Origin of the sequence: Herbaspirillum seropedicae, assembly GCF_001040945.1 — a bacterium.
GTDB classification, from domain to species: domain Bacteria; phylum Pseudomonadota; class Gammaproteobacteria; order Burkholderiales; family Burkholderiaceae_D; genus Herbaspirillum; species Herbaspirillum seropedicae.
Map to the genome: position 1 here is coordinate 4,895,418 of NZ_CP011930.1, position 16,001 is coordinate 4,911,418.

14 protein-coding genes and 1 riboswitch are annotated in these 16,001 nt (G+C 64.2%); of the genes, 5 read left to right on the forward strand and 9 right to left on the reverse strand.

Translation table 11 applies throughout. The annotated features are described in order from the left end of the window. Positions 1-4: 4 nt before the first annotated feature. The 4 genes from ACP92_RS21350 to ACP92_RS21365 form a co-directional block, all read right to left on the reverse strand. On the reverse strand, positions 5-1,237 hold the full coding sequence (locus ACP92_RS21350) for a multifunctional CCA addition/repair protein (protein WP_013236207.1): 1,233 nt from the start codon (positions 1,235-1,237) through the stop codon (positions 5-7). A 10-nt stretch (positions 1,238-1,247) separates the two neighbouring features. Continuing rightward, a complete protein-coding gene (locus ACP92_RS21355) occupies positions 1,248-1,949 on the reverse strand; it encodes a glutathione S-transferase family protein (protein ID WP_013236208.1) in 702 nt (233 codons plus the stop codon). A gap of 48 nt (positions 1,950-1,997) precedes the next feature. After that, positions 1,998-2,966 carry a complex I NDUFA9 subunit family protein gene (locus ACP92_RS21360; RefSeq protein WP_013236209.1) on the reverse strand — a complete coding sequence of 323 codons (969 nt, stop codon included), beginning with the start codon at positions 2,964-2,966 and terminating at the stop codon, positions 1,998-2,000. A gap of 62 nt (positions 2,967-3,028) precedes the next feature. After that, the gene (locus tag ACP92_RS21365) at positions 3,029-5,029 is read right to left on the reverse strand and encodes a lytic transglycosylase domain-containing protein (RefSeq protein ID WP_013236210.1); all 2,001 of its coding nucleotides are present in this window, start codon (positions 5,027-5,029) and stop codon (positions 3,029-3,031) included. 34 nt (positions 5,030-5,063) lie between these two features. Here ACP92_RS21365 and ACP92_RS21370 point away from each other — a divergent pair, with 34 nt between their 5' ends. After that, positions 5,064-5,660 (forward strand): 5-formyltetrahydrofolate cyclo-ligase, encoded by a 597-nt coding sequence (locus tag ACP92_RS21370; protein ID WP_231944388.1) that lies wholly within the window; start codon positions 5,064-5,066, stop codon positions 5,658-5,660. A gap of 63 nt (positions 5,661-5,723) precedes the next feature. Here ACP92_RS21370 and metF read toward each other — a convergent pair whose 3' ends face one another. From metF to metK, 4 genes are all read right to left on the reverse strand, one after another. Further along, positions 5,724-6,572: a methylenetetrahydrofolate reductase [NAD(P)H] gene (gene metF, locus ACP92_RS21375; RefSeq protein ID WP_013236212.1), complete on the reverse strand. Its 849-nt coding sequence runs from the start codon at positions 6,570-6,572 to the stop codon at positions 5,724-5,726. After that, complete coding sequence (locus ACP92_RS21380) at positions 6,569-6,922, reverse strand: phage holin family protein (RefSeq protein ID WP_013236213.1); 354 nt, start codon at positions 6,920-6,922, stop codon at positions 6,569-6,571. Before ACP92_RS21380 ends, metF begins: the two co-directional genes overlap by 4 nt. A gap of 153 nt (positions 6,923-7,075) precedes the next feature. Continuing rightward, positions 7,076-8,482, reverse strand: coding sequence for an adenosylhomocysteinase (gene ahcY, locus ACP92_RS21385; protein WP_013236214.1), 1,407 nt, complete (start codon positions 8,480-8,482; stop codon positions 7,076-7,078). 49 nt (positions 8,483-8,531) lie between these two features. After that, positions 8,532-8,621: riboswitch (S-adenosyl-L-homocysteine riboswitch) on the reverse strand. A 173-nt stretch (positions 8,622-8,794) separates the two neighbouring features. Then, on the reverse strand, positions 8,795-9,958 hold the full coding sequence (gene metK / locus ACP92_RS21390) for a methionine adenosyltransferase (protein ID WP_013236215.1): 1,164 nt from the start codon (positions 9,956-9,958) through the stop codon (positions 8,795-8,797). Between the two features lie 191 nt (positions 9,959-10,149). Between metK and ACP92_RS21395 the strand changes: the two genes are divergently transcribed. From ACP92_RS21395 to dapF, 3 genes are read left to right on the forward strand one after another with little or no spacing between them, the layout of a single operon-like run. Continuing rightward, positions 10,150-10,998, forward strand: a complete 849-nt coding sequence (locus ACP92_RS21395; protein ID WP_013236216.1) for a lysophospholipid acyltransferase family protein — start codon at positions 10,150-10,152, stop codon at positions 10,996-10,998. After that, positions 10,995-11,879: an LpxL/LpxP family acyltransferase gene (locus ACP92_RS21400; protein WP_013236217.1), complete on the forward strand. Its 885-nt coding sequence runs from the start codon at positions 10,995-10,997 to the stop codon at positions 11,877-11,879. The genes ACP92_RS21395 and ACP92_RS21400 overlap by 4 nt, the downstream gene beginning before the upstream one ends. Positions 11,880-11,914: 35 nt before the next feature. After that, positions 11,915-12,778, forward strand: coding sequence for a diaminopimelate epimerase (dapF, locus tag ACP92_RS21405; protein ID WP_013236218.1), 864 nt, complete (start codon positions 11,915-11,917; stop codon positions 12,776-12,778). 82 nt (positions 12,779-12,860) lie between these two features. Here dapF and ACP92_RS21410 read toward each other — a convergent pair whose 3' ends face one another. Next, positions 12,861-14,459 (reverse strand): tetratricopeptide repeat protein, encoded by a 1,599-nt coding sequence (locus ACP92_RS21410; protein ID WP_013236219.1) that lies wholly within the window; start codon positions 14,457-14,459, stop codon positions 12,861-12,863. Positions 14,460-14,826: 367 nt separating this feature from the next. Here ACP92_RS21410 and ACP92_RS21415 point away from each other — a divergent pair, with 367 nt between their 5' ends. Further along, positions 14,827-15,990, forward strand: a complete 1,164-nt coding sequence (locus ACP92_RS21415; protein WP_013236220.1) for a porin — start codon at positions 14,827-14,829, stop codon at positions 15,988-15,990. The last annotated feature ends 11 nt before the right edge of the window (positions 15,991-16,001 follow it).

Consider the following 16,001-nt stretch of genomic DNA (forward strand, 5'->3'; position numbering starts at 1 on the left):
TTGCTCATGGCTGCTGCGCACCGTGCTGGGCGACGAAGGCCGCTACCTGCTCGGTACGTGCCGCCTGGATGGCCTCGGGAATGCGTTGCGGCTGCGACTGCGCCTGGGCGATCGCGCCAGCATCGATCTGCTGCGCCGCCTGCAGCGCGCCTTCGAGGTAGGCGGCCTGCGGGAAGGGCTGCTGCTCAAGGCCAGTGCGACCGCGATGATCGCATTCGGCCGCGCGCAGCATGTCGATGAAGCGCTGCGGCTTGCGGAAGGCGTCGCAGCGCGAGAAGAACTTGACCAGCGTATCCGGGCGCATCTCGAAGGCGCGGCCGACGTTGCCGTGCTCGCGGGCGGTCATCAGGGCGAGATCGCGGCATTCGCCGGGCACCTTCAGGCGCGCGCAGACCTGTTCGGCCAGGCGCTCGCTGCGCGCTTCGTGGCCATGGTGACGCGGCCACATCTCGGGTGGCGTGGTCCCCTTGCCCAGATCATGCATCAAGGCGGCAAAACGGATCGGCAAGGTAAAGCCCTGCGCCGCCGCCCAGTCCACCACCAGCATCACGTGAACGCCGGTATCGATTTCCGGATGCCACTTCTCCGGCTGCGGTACGCCCCACAGCGCATCCAGCTCAGGCAGGATGCGCTGCAGTGCGCCGCAGGCGCGCAAGACCTCGAACATGCGCGAAGGCTTCTGCTCCATCAGACCGCGCGAGAGCTCTTGCCAGACGCGCTCCGGCACCAAGGCATCGACCTCGCCTTGCTCGACCATGCGCTGCATGAGCGCATTGGTCTCGGGGGCCACCGTGAAATCGGCGAAGCGCGCCGCAAAGCGGGCCACGCGCAGGATGCGCACCGGGTCCTCGATGAAGGCGTCGGAGACATGGCGGAACACGCGCGCGGCGATATCGGCGCGTCCGTGATAGGGATCGACCAGCGTGCCATCTTCATCCTGCGCAATGGCGTTGATGGTCAAGTCGCGGCGCGCGAGGTCGTCTTCCAGGGTCACATCGGGGGCCGCATGGAAGGCGAAGCCCTTGTAGCCCGGCGCGGTCTTGCGCTCGGTACGGGCCAGGGCATATTCCTCCTGGGTGTGCGGATGGAGGAACACCGGAAAATCCTTGCCCACCGGGCGGAAACCCAGCGCCAGCAATTGCTCCGGCGTCGCGCCCACCACCACGTGGTCGCGGTCCTTCACCGGCAGGCCCAGCAAGCCGTCGCGCACTGCGCCGCCGACGGTGTAGGTCTTCATCGGCGGCGCCTCACTTGTGGTCCGGAAGGATTTCCTTCTCGGCCAGCGCTTCGGCGATCCAGCGCGCCACGGCCGGGTGTTCGCGCACGCGGTCGGCATAGGCCTGCAGCGCCGGGGCCAGCGGCACCTGATAGCTGATGAAGCGCATCACCACCGGGGCGTAGAAGGCGTCGGCGATGGAGAAATCACCGAAGAGGAAATCATGGTGGCCGAATTGCGAGAGGCACTCTTCCCAGATCTCGCAGACGCGGGCGATATCGGCCTGCGCCTCGGCCGTACGGCCCTGGCCCGGGTAGCGCCCGCGGATGTCCATGCTCATGGCGCTGCGCAGGCCGGTGAAGCCGGAATGCATCTCGGCGCAGATGCTGCGCGCAATGGCGCGCGCATCGGTGCGCGCCGGCCACAGGTGGCGGTCAGGGAATTGCTCGGCCAGGTATTCACAGATGGACAGCGAATCCCAGATGGCGATGTCGCCATCGAGCAGCACCGGCACCCGGCCCGAGCCGGTGTAGCGGGCGATCTCGGCGGCGGTGTCGGCCTGGTCCAGCAACAGTCGCACTTCCTTGAAGGGAATGTCGAAGGCCACCATGGCGACCCATGGGCGCATGGACCAGGACGAGTAGTTCTTGTTGGCGATCACCAGCGTGGGCAGATGGCGGCCGGCTTTTTGCAGCGTTTCGGACAATACCGGATCAAGTTCAGTATCTTGCATGTGGGCTCGTTTCTTGAGGATCGGAAGGCGCGGCGAGGGAGATAGCCGTCAGCGCCGCGCGGTGCTGCGGAAGAGATCAAACTGCTGTTGCGGACTGCGCGGGCAGAGGTAGCCAGGCACCACCTCTTCCACCGACTTGGGCGTGAGCCGCAGTTCGGCGGCCAGGGGGGCGTGCAGCACATTGTCCACCTGCATGGAAGCGACGTTGTCGCGGCTCATCAGCTTGCCCGGCAGGTGTTCCAGGGCGAAGGCCTGCAGCCAGCCCAGCGCATCAGGCAGGCCGACGATGGGACGCGGATGGCCGCTGTACCAGCCGGACAGGCGCACCAGTTCGCGCAGCGTATATTGCTTGGGCCCGCCCAGTTCGAAGACCTTGCCGCCCAGGCGCGGCAGCGCCAGGGCATTGACGAAGGCCTGCGCCACATCGCCCACGTAGACCGGCTGGAAGCGCGCATCGGGGCTGCCCAGCGGGATCACCGGGAACATGCGGTTCAGGCCGGCGAACATGTTGAGGAAATTGTCGCCCTCGCCGAACACCACCGAGGGCCGGAAGATGGCCACGTCCAGCGATGGCGCCGACAAGGCTTCCTGCTCACCGGCCGCCTTGGAGCGCAGGTACATCGACGGTCCCTTGGCATCGGCGCACAGCGCGCTCATGTGCAGGTAACGCTTCACCCCCTGCTGCACGCAGGCGGCGACGATGCGGCGCGGCAGCAGCACATGCTGGCGCTCGAAATCCGGACCATAGGCTGCGCCGCCGCGTGCCGGGCGCGACTGCAGGATGCCGACCAGGTTGATGACCACGTCGGCTTCGGCGACCAGACGCGCCAGGGCCGCATCATCGTGGATATTGGCCTGCACCACCGTGACCACGGGCGATACCAGCAAGTGCTTGGCGCGCTCGTAGCGGCGCGTGGGGACCATCACACGGTAATCGGTGCTGCTGCCCAGCAGCTCCACCAGGCGCGTGCCGATGAAGCCGGAACCACCGATGACGAGGATCTTCTTGAATGCCATTTGTCACTCTCCGATTTCCGCCTGGTCGCCATGCGAGAGGCGCGGCCAGGCGGGCATGGGAATCAGGGCAGGTCGGTGGCGACGTTGGAATTGGGCGCCACGGTCCCCATGCGTTGCTTCAGCGATTGCGGACGGTTCTCGAACATGGCCGCATAGTAAGTCGCATTGGACATCACGTTCTTGACATAGCCCCGGGTTTCATTGAAAGGAATGATCTCCGCAAAGATCGCTCCTTCCACCGTCCTGGGCAGGGTTGCACGCCAGGTGCGCGGACGGCCGGGGCCGGCATTGTAGCCGGCGGTGGCCAGGGTCTCCGAACCTTCCAGGTTGTTCAGCACCATGTCGAGATAGCTGGTGCCCAGCAGCAGGTTGGTGTTGATGTCGTTGACCTGGTCGGCGGTGAATTCGCTCATGCCGATCTTGCGGGCGACGAACTTGGCGGTGGCCGGCATCAACTGCATCAGCCCGGACGCGCCCACATGCGAGCGGGCCGACTTGATGAAGCGCGATTCCTGGCGGATCAGGCCATAGACCCAGGCGTTCTCCATGCCCAGCGGCTTGGTGGCGGCGTTCATCTCCGGCAGGTGCGGCGCGGGGAAGCGCTGGGTGAAATCGAACTCGCTCTTGGTGCGGTCGGAGGTGTTGACCATGCGGTCCAGCACATCATTCTGGCGGGCGTATTCGGCCGCGGCCAGCAGCTGACGGTCGGTCATGTTGCGCAGTTCCCAGTTCCATTCGCGGATGGCTTCGAAGCGCAGGTTCAATTGGTAGAACTTGAGCGAACGCTTGAAGCCGGCATTCTGCGAATACAGGGCCACTTCGCCCGCACCGGGCGGGGTCGGGCCGGGTGGAATGGTGATCTTCTGGCCCAGCTCTTCCAGCGCCAGCTGGCCATAGAAGCTGAAGTTGGGCGCGATGGATTCGAACAGGCGACGGGCGGCGTCATGCTGGCCGTCTTCCTTGAGTGCGCGGCCCAGCCAGTAGACCCAGGCGGTATCGCTGCGCAGCGGCGCGGGCATGGCTTCGATGGTCCTGCGCACGGTCTTCCAGTCGCCATCACGCAGGGCCATGCGGACCTTCCACTGCATGGCGTCTTGCGTGAGCGGCGTATCCTTGGCGCGGCGCCAGTAATCCGAGGCTTCCGGCGCCAGCTTGTAGGAAGCCGCCAGGGCGATCTGCGCCCAGGCCTGGGCGGCTTCCTGCGAGGTGAGGTTGCGCCCGGCGTCGTTGAGATAGGTGGCGGCCTGGGCCGGATTGCTCTTGGCGATGCGGCCCAGCGCGATGATGTAGAGCTGGTGGTTGGCCACGCCCTTGCCTGGCCCCTTGGCCAGCATCAGCGCCGGACGGTCCATCACCTGGGTCACGCTGACATCGCCGCTATCGACCAGCACGGCGGCGCGACGGGCTACGGTGGCGTTGCCGTTCTCGGCGGCCTGGCGGATCTGGAACCACACATCGGCCTGGCTGAACTGCCCGTTCTGCGCCAGGGTGGCGATGAGGTCGCTGCAGCCCTGGCCGTAATCCTTGGGATTGGTGAGCAGGGCGCGCGCTTCCTCGGCCACGTTCTCGCCCTTGAGGGCGCGCGAATTCAGCGCGAAGCACTTGACCTGGGTATCGTCGTTGAGCACGAACTTGGGATATTGCTCATCGAAGACGGCCCAGTTACCGGTCTTGCCCAAGGCCAGCAGCCAGTCATTGCGCAGGCGATCGACGATGGCCTGGCCGTCCCAGCGGGCCAGGAAATCACGGATCTCCTGCTCGCTGGCGCTGTAGTCGCGCACGCGCGGCTTGAGGCGGTAGTAATCGACATAGGACGCCAGTTCATAGCCCGACAGGCGCGACGCCAGGTCTTGCGCCAGCGCTGCATTGTCGGTGGCGGCGGCCTGGCGCAAGGCCAGGAAGATGTCGTCGGGTGCGGCGTCCGCAGCCAGACGCTTCTGCGCCTGGGCAGCGGGTGCGAGGGCGAACGCGGCCACGCCTGCCAGGGCCAGGGGGAGCGCCATGGAGGCGACCAGCGCGCGCAGGCGCTGCTTGAACGGATGATTCTTCGGACGCATACTCATGCAAGCTTCTTCATACAGATTGATGAAACAGATAATGAACCCAAGCATAGCACGCGACACCCCTGCCCCGTCGTCGGAAACAGCCAGTCTTGTGCTGCACAAGCAGCAGTTGCGCACAGCGCTGCTGGCGCGCCGCAAAGCCTTGGACGTCCAGGAGCGCGAGCTTGCCGATGCCCGCATCGGCCAACGCGTGCTGGAGTGGACGATGCGGGCCGGCGTGAGCAGTCTGGCGGTCTATCAGCCGATCCGGGGCGAGCCCGACCTGGCTGCAGCCTATAACGCACTGGCCGCGCGCGGCGTGCACCTGTGCCTGCCGGTGGTGGTGGAAAAGGACGCGCCGCTGCTGTTTCGCGCCTGGCAGCCGGGCGATGCGCTGCAAAAGGATGCGCTGGGCACCTTGGCGCCCCTACCCTCGGCGCCGGAGATCCGGCCGCAGGCCCTGCTGATTCCTTGCGTGGGGTTCAATGCCGCCGGTTTCCGGCTGGGGTATGGCGGCGGCTTCTATGACCGTACCCTGGCGGGCCTACCCCGCCCCCGGGCGGTGGGTGTGTGCTACCGCTTCGGCCTGGCGGCCTTTGAGGCGCAGGCGCATGACGTGCCGATGGAGGCCATCCTGACCGATGCTGACTGAACAATAAAAAAAGCCGGACCACGTGTGAGTCCGGCTTCCTGGAGGCTTGCCTGCCCTGTCTCTTTACTTCACCAGTTGCTGCCAGATGGCCTGGGTCGGCCCGGCCTGGTTGAGTGAATAGAAATGCAAGCCCGGTGCGCCGCCGGCCAGCAGCCGTTCGCACAGCTGGGTGACCACGTCCAGGCCAAAGGCGCGGATCGATTCGGTATCGTCGCCATAGCTGGCCAGCTTCAGGCGGATCCAGCGGGGAATCTCGGTGCCGCACATGTCCGAGAAACGCATCAGCTGCGAGTAGTTGGTGATGGGCATGATGCCGGCGATCACCGGAACGGTCGCGCCCAGCCGGGCCGCCTCGTCCACGAAGCGAAAGTAGGCGTCGGCATTGTAGAAATACTGGGTGATGGCGGAGTTGGCGCCGGCCTTGACCTTGCGCGCGAAATTCTGCGCATCGTCCTGGGGCGAGCGGGCCTGCGGGTGCATTTCCGGATAGGCCGCCACTTCGATGTGGAACCAGTCGCCGGTCTCGGCGCGGACGAACTCGACCAGCTCGTTGGCATAGCGGAATTCGCTGGAGGCCTGGTCCATCGCGCCATAGCCGCTGGGCAGGTCGCCGCGCAGCGCCACCAGGCGCTTGATGCCATTGGCGCGATAGTCTTCCAGGATGGCGCGCAGGCTGGCGCGGGAGCTGCCGATGCAGGACAGGTGCGGCGCGGCTTCATGGCCTTCGCTGACGATTTCCAGCACGGTGTCGCGCGTGCCTTGCTGGGTGGAACCACCCGCGCCGAAGGTCACCGAGAAATACTTGGGTTGCAGCGCGGCCAGCCGGGCCCGGGTGGCGCGCAGTTTTTCCGCGCCTTCGGCGGTCTTGGGCGGGAAGAATTCGATACTGAAATTATGTGTACTTGTACTCATTGATTCGGACCCGATTTCAGCAACAGCGTCGAGAGCGCCCAGGAGACGATGCTATAGAGCAGCGCGCCGCCTACAGCCGACCAGAATCCGGCCACATGGAAACCACCCACCAGTTGCGCGACCACCCAGAACATCAGGCCATTGATGACCAGGATGAACAGGCCCAGCGTCACCACCGTCACCGGCAGGGTCAGCACGACCAGCACCGGGCGCACGATGGTATTGACGAAACCCAGGATGAGCGCGGCCAGCAGGGCCGAGCCGAAGCTGTCGACCTGCACCGAGTGCATCAGGTAGGGAACGGCCAGCAAGGCCAGGGCATTGATGAGCCAGGTCAGCAGCAGACGCACGGAAAATCCTTTCGACCCCGTCGGGGAATGATGACGCCACCCGCAGAGCTTGCATCACCGGCAACGGCAATGCAAGTGCATAAGTGCACAAGTGCACGGGCGGCGGACGATGCTGAAACTGCCGGGCCGGCACAGGGCCGGCCCGCACAGGGATCAGTAACGGTAATGCTCAGGCTTGTAGGGGCCTTCGACCTTCACGCCGATGTAGGCAGCCTGTTCTGCGGTCAGTTCGCTCAGTTGCGCGTTGAGCTTCTTGAGCTGCAGACGGGCGACCTTTTCATCCAGATGCTTGGGCAAGGTGTAGACGCCGACCGGGTAGTCCTTGGTGTTGACGAACAGTTCGATCTGCGCAATGGTCTGGTTGGCGAAGGACGAGCTCATCACGTAGGACGGATGGCCGGTGGCGCAACCCAGGTTGACCAGGCGGCCTTCGGCCAGCAGGATGATGCGCTTGCCATCGGGGAAGATCACGTGATCGACCTGCGGCTTGATGTTTTCCCAGGTGTACTGCTTCAGGGCGGCGACTTCGATTTCATTGTCGAAGTGGCCGATGTTGCAGACGATGGCCTGGTCCTTCATCTTCTTCATGTGCTCATGGGTGATCACATGGTAGTTGCCGGTGCAGGTGACGAAGATGTCGCCGTGTTCGGCGGCGTAATCCATGGTCACCACGCGATAGCCTTCCATGGCGGCCTGCAGGGCGCAGATCGGATCGATCTCGGTGACCCACACCTGTGCCGAGAGGGCGCGCAGGGCCTGGGCCGAACCCTTGCCGACGTCACCGTAACCGGCCACGATGGCGACCTTGCCGGCGATCATCACGTCGGTGGCGCGCTTGATGCCATCCACCAGCGATTCGCGGCAGCCGTAGAGGTTATCGAACTTGGACTTGGTGACCGAGTCGTTGACGTTGATGGCCGGGAAGGCCAGCTTGCCTTCCTTGTGCATCTGGTACAGGCGGTGCACGCCGGTGGTGGTCTCTTCGGTCACACCCTTGATTTCCTTCAGACGCTTGGAGTACCAGCTGGCGTCCTTGGCCAGGTAACGCTTGATGGCGTTGAAGAGGCACACGGCTTCTTCGGAGTCCGGCTTGTCCAGCACCGAGATGTCGGCCTCGGCGCGCGAACCCAGATGCAGCAGCAGGGTGGCGTCGCCGCCGTCGTCCAGGATCATGTTGGAATAGCCACCGTCGGTCCATTCGAAGATGCGGTGAGTGTATTCCCAGTATTCATCCAGGGTTTCGCCCTTGATGGCGAAGACCGGGGTGCCGTTAGCGGCGATGGCGGCAGCGGCGTGGTCCTGGGTCGAGTAGATGTTGCAGGACGCCCAACGCACCTGTGCGCCCAGTGCTTCCAGGGTCTGGATCAGCACGGCGGTCTGGATGGTCATGTGCAGCGAACCGGTGATGCGCGCGCCCTTGAGCGGCTGGGATGCGGCGAATTCCTCGCGGATCGCCATCAGGCCCGGCATTTCGGTTTCGGCGATCTTGATTTCCTTGTGGCCCCAGTCGGCCAGCTTGATGTCGGCGACGATGTAGTCTTGGGTAGGATTGGTAGTCATGGCAATGGCGCTGTTCACGCCCTCCTTTCATGAAAAAGCCAGAAAAAAAGTAACGTGAGCGCGGTTGCCAGGCGACGTGCGCCTGTTCACCGCTTCAAGCCTGGCAGGGGATGTCCCTGTCGCAACGCTCCTTGCAGCGGTGAGGCATTGTGAGATTCATGTACCAGACGCAACGCCAACGTCGATACGGTGCGTGGCCCTGAAGCCACGGGAACAGCATTGTAGCGCGGGATAGGCGTTAGTCAATCCTCCGAACAGGCGGGGAAATCGGGTTTCCCTCGCCCATCACCGGCCCGCGCCGGATGGCCCTGATTACAGACCGGCCGAAGCGCGCAGGGCGGCGACCTTGTCGGTGCGCTCCCAGGTGAATTCCGGCTCTTCGCGGCCAAAGTGGCCGTAGGCGGCGGTCTTGGCGTAGATCGGGCGCAGCAGGTCCAGCATCTGGACGATGCCCTTGGGGCGCAGGTCGAAGTGTTCCTGCACCAGTTGGGCCAGCTTTTCATCGCTGATCTTGCCGGTGCCGAAGGTGGTCACCATGACCGAGGTCGGCTTGGCGATGCCGATGGCGTAGGACACCTGGATCTGGCAGCGCTCGGCCAGGCCGGCGGCGACGATGTTCTTGGCCACGTAACGACCGGCGTAGGCGGCCGAACGGTCGACCTTGGACGGGTCCTTGCCGGAGAAGGCGCCGCCACCGTGGGGCGCAGCGCCGCCGTAGGTGTCGACGATGATCTTGCGACCGGTCAGGCCGCAATCGCCCTGCGGGCCGCCAATGACGAAGCGGCCGGTGGGGTTGATCAGGTAGCGGGTGTTCTTGAGCCATTCGGCCGGCAGCACCGGTTTGATGATTTCTTCGATGGCGGCTTCGTGGATGTCCTTCTGGTCCATCTCCGGGGAGTGCTGGGTCGACAGCACCACGGTATCGATGGCCACCGGCTTGCCATCCACGTACTTCAGCGTGACCTGGGACTTGGCGTCCGGACGCAGCCAGGGCAGGCGGCCATCCTTGCGCAGTTGCGACTGGCGCTCGACGATGCGGTGCGCGTAGTAGATCGCGGCTGGCATCAGTTCCGGGGTTTCATTGCAGGCGTAGCCGAACATCAGGCCCTGGTCGCCGGCGCCTTGTTCGAGGTCCACGCCACGGCCTTCATCCACGCCCTGGGCGATGTCGGGCGATTGCTTGTCGTAGGCCACCAGCACGGCGCAGCTCTTGTGGTCGATGCCGAAGTCGGCATTGTCGTAACCGATGCGCTTGATGGTCTCGCGGGCCACATCGATGTAGTCGACGTTGGCGCGGGTGGTAATTTCACCGGCCAGCACCACCAGACCGGTGTTGCACAGGGTCTCGGCGGCGACGCGGGATTGGGGGTCCTGGGTGAAGATGGCATCCAGGATGGCGTCCGAGATCTGGTCGGCAACCTTGTCGGGATGGCCTTCAGAGACGGATTCGGAGGTAAAGAGATATTCGCTGGACATTGCAAGCCTCTGACTGAAAACGATTTAGCAAATGTCGCGGCCCATCGTTAGTCGTGCCTGCGACGCTTTAGCGATATTTGTACCCCGTCTCGCAAGTTGTCATTAACTCGACGGCTTGTGCTATTTTACGCCTCTTGCAATTTTCTGCAATTTGGCGGCGGACGCACCCCGCCCAACCGTTATCGGCAAGTATGCTCGTTTCTTTATTCCGCCTGCTCTCTTTCCTGCCCTTGCCAGCCTTGCATGCCATCGGCGTGGTGGTGGGCTGGCTGGTGTTCCTGCTCTCGCCCTCCTATCGACGACGCCTGCGCAGCAATATCACGCTGGCCGGGCATGGCGCCAGCCTGTACCGGGCCGTGGGCGAGGCGGGCAAGGGCATGTTCGAGCTGCCCTTCATCTGGTGTGCAAGTCCCCGCCGGGTGCTGCGTACTGCGCGCATCGTCAATTGGGAGCTGGTCCAGCAGGCGCTGGCGACCAAGAGCGGGGTCATCTTCCTGACACCTCACCTGGGTTGCTTCGAGATCGCGGCCCAGGTCGTGGCCCGCCACACCAGCCTGAGCGTGCTCTACCGTCCGCCGCGCAAGGCCGCCCTCAAGCCCCTGATCGAAGGCGCCCGCGCGCGCGCCAACCTGCATCTGGCCCCGGCCAACCTGGCGGGCGTGCGCATCCTGTTGAAAGCCCTCAAGACCGGCCAGGCCATCGGCCTGTTGCCCGACCAGGTGCCGCAGAACGGCGAAGGCGTCTGGGCCGGCTTCTTCGGCAAGCCGGCCTACACCATGACGCTGTCGGCCAAGCTGCAGCAGATGAGCGGCGCGCCCCTCCTGCTGACCTATGCGCAACGACTGTCCTGGGGGCGCGGCTATGCCATCCACTTCGTTCCCTTCGAGGGAGCGCTGGACGGTACCCCCGAGCAACAGGCCCAGGCCATCAATGCCGCCATGGAAGCCCTGATCGCGCGCTGCCCGGCCCAGTACATCTGGAGCTACAACCGCTACAAGACCCCGCCGGGGGTCAGCCGTCCGGGGGAGGCCGCGGCATGAGACTCTTGCTGGCCATCATGTGGCTGCTGCACTGGCTGCCCCTGCCCATTCTGGGCCGACTGGGAGAGGGCATCGGTTCGCTGCTCTATCTCTATATGCGGCCCCGGCGTCACATCGCGCTGACCAACCTGCGGCTGTGTTTTCCCGAGAAGACCGAAGAAGAGCGCGTAAGCATTGCCCGTGAGCACTTCCGCCTGTTCGCCCGCAGCGCCCTGGAACGCGGCATCCTCTGGTGGGCGCCGATCTCGCGCCTGCGCCGGCTCATCCAGGTCGAACCGGGCATGCCGCTGGACACCTTTGCCAAGGGCCCCACCATCCTGCTGGCCCCGCACTTTGTCTGCCTGGAAATCCCCGGAGCGACCCTGGGCGTGTTTTCGGAATATTCGGCCTGCACCATCTATACAAAGCAGCGCAACGACGTCATCGACCGCGCCCTGCTCAAAGGCCGCCTGCGTTTCCGCCCGGCAACGCTGCTGGCGCGCGAGCAAGGCGTCAAGCCCATCATCCGCGCCATGCGCAAGGGCCTGCCTTTCCTGATGCTGCCCGACATGGACTTCGGCATCCGCGATGCCGAGTTCGTCCCCTTCTTCGGCGTGCCTGCCGCCACCCTCACTGCCACCGCCCGCATCGCTGCGGCCACCGGCGCTGCCGTAGTGCCGGTGGTATGCACTTTCCTGCCCGACTACAAGGGCTGGAAGGCCACCTACTACCCGGCCTGGACCGACTATCCGGGCGAGGACATCGTCGCTGCGACCCGCCGCATGAACGCTTTCATCGAAGACCGCGTGCGCGAACATCCGGCCGAATACTTCTGGGCGCACAAGCGCTTCAAGACCCGCCCGCCCGGCGAACCCGACGTCTACGGCCGCGACGACGCCTGAGCCCGTGGGTCCGGCGCCTCTCTTATAATGTGTCCATGAAAATCAAATTCACCAAGATGCATGGCGCGGGCAACGACTTTGTCGTCCTCGACGCCATCAATCAATCGATCTCCCTCAGCCCGGCGCAATGGCAATTCATTGCGGATCGCCGCTTCGGCATTGGCGCCGACCAGATGCTGGTGGTGGAGAAGGCGCGTGGCGAAGGTGTCGATTTCCGTTATCGCATCTACAACGCCGATGGCGGCGAAGTGGAACAGTGCGGCAATGGCGCACGCGCCTTCGTCAAGTTCGTCACCGACAAGGGCTTGACCAGCAAGCGCGCCATCCGTGTGGAAACCATGTCGGGCGTGATCGAACCGCGCCTGGAAGACGATGGCCAGATCACGGTGGACATGGGCGCTCCCATCCTCACCCCGGCCGACGTCCCCTTCGACAGCCACGGCCTGCAACACCGCAACGAAGCCGAGGACACGCTGTGGCCGCTGGATGTAGCCGGCAAGACCACCTGGATCTCGGTCGTCTCGATGGGCAACCCGCACGCAGTACAGGTGGTGGAGGACAGCGAAGCAGCCCCGGTGCTGAGCGAGGGGCCGCTGATCGAGCGTCATGAACGCTTTCCCAAGCGCGTCAATGCCGGTTTCATGCAGGTGGTGGATCGCCACCATGTGAACCTGCGGGTCTATGAACGCGGCGCCGGCGAAACCCTGGCCTGCGGCACCGGCGCCTGCGCCGCCGTGGTGGCGGGCATCCGCCGGGGCCTGCTGGATTCGCCGGTGGCCGTACAGACCCATGGGGGCGTACTGAACATCGCCTGGGCCGGCCCCGGCGAAGCGGTCATGATGACCGGCCCGGCGGTCTCGGTGTACGAAGGCGAGATCGAGCTGCCTGATCAGCTCTGAAGCGCCCTTGCAGGCGCAATAAGAAACGGCTTGCTGGTCGGATGACCGAGCAAGCCGTTTTTCTTTCCGGCAGCCTTCGGACTCAGGCGGCCAGATCCTGCCGTTCTTCGCGCTCTTCTTCCTCGTCCGACTGCGGCAGGACCGTCTTGAGGCGATACAGGCGCTGCCGATAGTTGCCTTCGGGGCCACTGGGCCCGCAGTCCACGTCTTCGAACAGGCGGCCGATGCGATTGAGGGCGCCACGCTGCTCGCCGTTCTCGACCATGATCAGGCGACGCTTGCTGCGTGCGTACTGGCTGCGGATATCCACCATCAGGCAATGACCGCGATCGGCCTGCTTGAGGTCGATCAGCAGAGCCTCAGGACGGGTGAGACCGAACAGCGTCGCCAGTTCGATGCGCGCGGCCAGGAAGGGATGGGCATTGACCTGTTCACGGGTGAGCTGGGCACGCGCCAGCACCGCCCAGGCAGCCGCCTGCGGACGGTCGGCCACTTTGTCCAGCAAGGCCTGCGCCTGCTCGTCGCCCTGGCTGGCGGCCTTCTGCAACCAGTACAAGGCGCGCACATCGTTGCCGGCCTCGTCCCGGCGATTGCGCCAGGCGCCGATGCCGCATTCCAGCTGGGCGGCGACATGGCCCATCTCGGCCGCCCGTTCCAGGTAATGCTGCACATCGGCCAGGTTGCGCTGGGAAAACTCGGGCTTGAGATAGATGCGCGAGAGTACGTACCAGGCCGCCGCCATCCCCTGCTCGCCAGCCAGGGTCAGCCAGCGGATGGCCTTCTTGTAATTGGCCGAACCCAGGCCGGGGAAGCAGCGCACGCCCTGTTCGTCCACGCGTCCATACAACAGGCCCAGCGCCAGTTGCGCATCGCGGTCGCAGGCCAGCGCGGCCAGCTCCAGCAATTGCTGGGCCTGTTGCAGGTCGGCGCGCTTCTCACCCAGGTGAACCTGGGCCAGGCGGCGCAACAGGACGATATTCTGCGGCCCCAGGGCAGTGGCCAGCGCCTCGGCCGGCCCATTCAGTTGCGCCACCAGCGCTTCGTACTGGCGTAGCAGCTTGTCGGCCAGCGGCTGCGCGCGCTGCCGGAACTGGATCAGGTCGGCTTGCTGCCAGGCAGCGTCGGCCAGCGCGTGTTGCGCCTGCTCGATCCCCGCGTCAGCGGCCTTCTGCGTCCATTGCTGCAGATCCTCGGGCGGCAGGTCCGGCGCGGGCGCGGGCGCCGCCACAGCGGCACTGGCGGCGGGCTCGGCAGGCTGGCTGCCCTGGCGCGCCAGCAGCCACTGCGCATCGGGATCACCCTCGCGCGCCACTACCTGCAGCACACGTATCGCTCGCGCCTTCAGTTCGGCGCCGGGCTCGCCTGCACTTTCCAGCACCAGGCGAGCGAACGCCAGCCCCGCCTTGGTCATGCCGCCCTCAAAAGCGCGCTCATACCATTGCGCCGCTTCCTGCGGACGGGTGAGCGTGACGACAACTTCATAGGGAATATGCTCGGCAATGAGCATCCAGGCATCCGCCAGTTCCTGGCGCGCAGCGCGCTCCAGCCAGTGGAATGCCGTGCTCAGGCTTTGCGGCAAACCATTGCCGCCAAACAGGTAACGCTTGCCCAGGGTGAGTTGCGCGGCGGCTTGTCCGGCTCGCGCGGCGCGGATGATTGCGAGGTCTTCGCGATTGGCCATCAGCTCTCCACGATCGGTCAGAAAGCCAAAATTATGCCCCACAATCGACATTTTTTTAAAATTGTCTCGAAATCCAACGAAATGCATCGTTTTAACAACAAATGCATTGACGAGACGCGTCGGATCAAGTTTCTGCAGTTGCAGCCGATAATAAGTGACGGGTTGCAAGCCTGATTTCCCTTCAGGGACCGATGCGCCCTCGAAAACGTTTGAAAAAAACAACACTAGCTGTGCTGTTTGACGCTTTCAACCAAATTTCCCGCCTCCACGTGACCAATCTACGGCCACGCCAAATGAGAACCCTTAATGTCTCACCATCCGACCAGAAGTACGGATCCTCAAGACTATTTTTATAGAAGGATGTCAAATGAAAAAATCTCTGCTGGCACTGGCCGTCCTCGGCGCGTTCGCAGGTGCTGCTCAAGCACAAAGCTCCGTTACTATCTACGGTATCGTTGATACCGGTATCGCATACTCCAGCAAGGTTGGTTACACCGATGCAAACGGTAACGCTGCTACCGGTAGCAAGTTCGGCATCAACTCTGGCGTGATCCAAGGTTCCCGTATCGGTTTCAAGGGCGTTGAAGATCTGGGCGGCGGTCTGTCCGCAGTCTTCAATCTGGAAACCGGCTTCACCAGCGATGACGGCGGCCTGCAAGGCTCCGACGCCGTGACCTCGTCCAACCTGTTCCGCCGCAAGTCGGTGGTCGGTCTGTCCGGTGGCTTCGGTACCGTGCTGCTGGGTCGTCAAACCGACTTCGCTGACACCATCTCCGCTTACACCGCTGTTGCTGACTTCGGCGGCGTGGTTGCCAACTCCGGTTCGTCCCTGAACCGTCTGCAAGGCACCCGCACCAACAACTCCGTGAGCTACACCACCGCCAACCTGAGCGGCTTCACCGGTAACCTGATCTACGGTTTCGGCGAACAAGCTGGCAAGACCTCTGCTGGTCAAGCCTACGGCATCGGTGGTAAGTACGACAACGGTCCCCTGGGTCTGGGCATCAACTACTACCAATCCAAGGCCGGTTCGACCCCGTCCGACACCAGCCTGATCCCGGCTGCTGGCGCTACCAACGCCAACACCGCCCTGGGCGTCGCTGGCAACACCGCTCTGAAGAGCCTGAACGTGGTGGCTTCCTACCAGTTCGGCCCGGCCCGCGTGTACGCCAACTACTCGCGCGTCAAGCAAGACCTGAAGGGTACTCCGACCGTTGCTACCGCAACCCTGGCCAACGCTCAGAAGGCTGACACCTACGAAATCGGTACCGCTTACAGCCTGTCGCCTTCCCTGAAGCTGCTGGCTGCCGTGGATCACTCCCGTGCAACCTTCAACGGCGTGAACACCAAGGGCAAGCTGACCCAGATCAGCCTGGGTGCTGACTACTTCCTGTCCAAGCGTACTGACCTGTACGCCTTCGTGTCGAACATGCGCGCTAGCGACATCCAGAACCCGGGTGTCACCGGCGGCGCAACCGGCTCCGATGCTAGCCAGACCGCTATCATCACCGGTATCCGTCACAAGTTCTAATTCCAGGACCT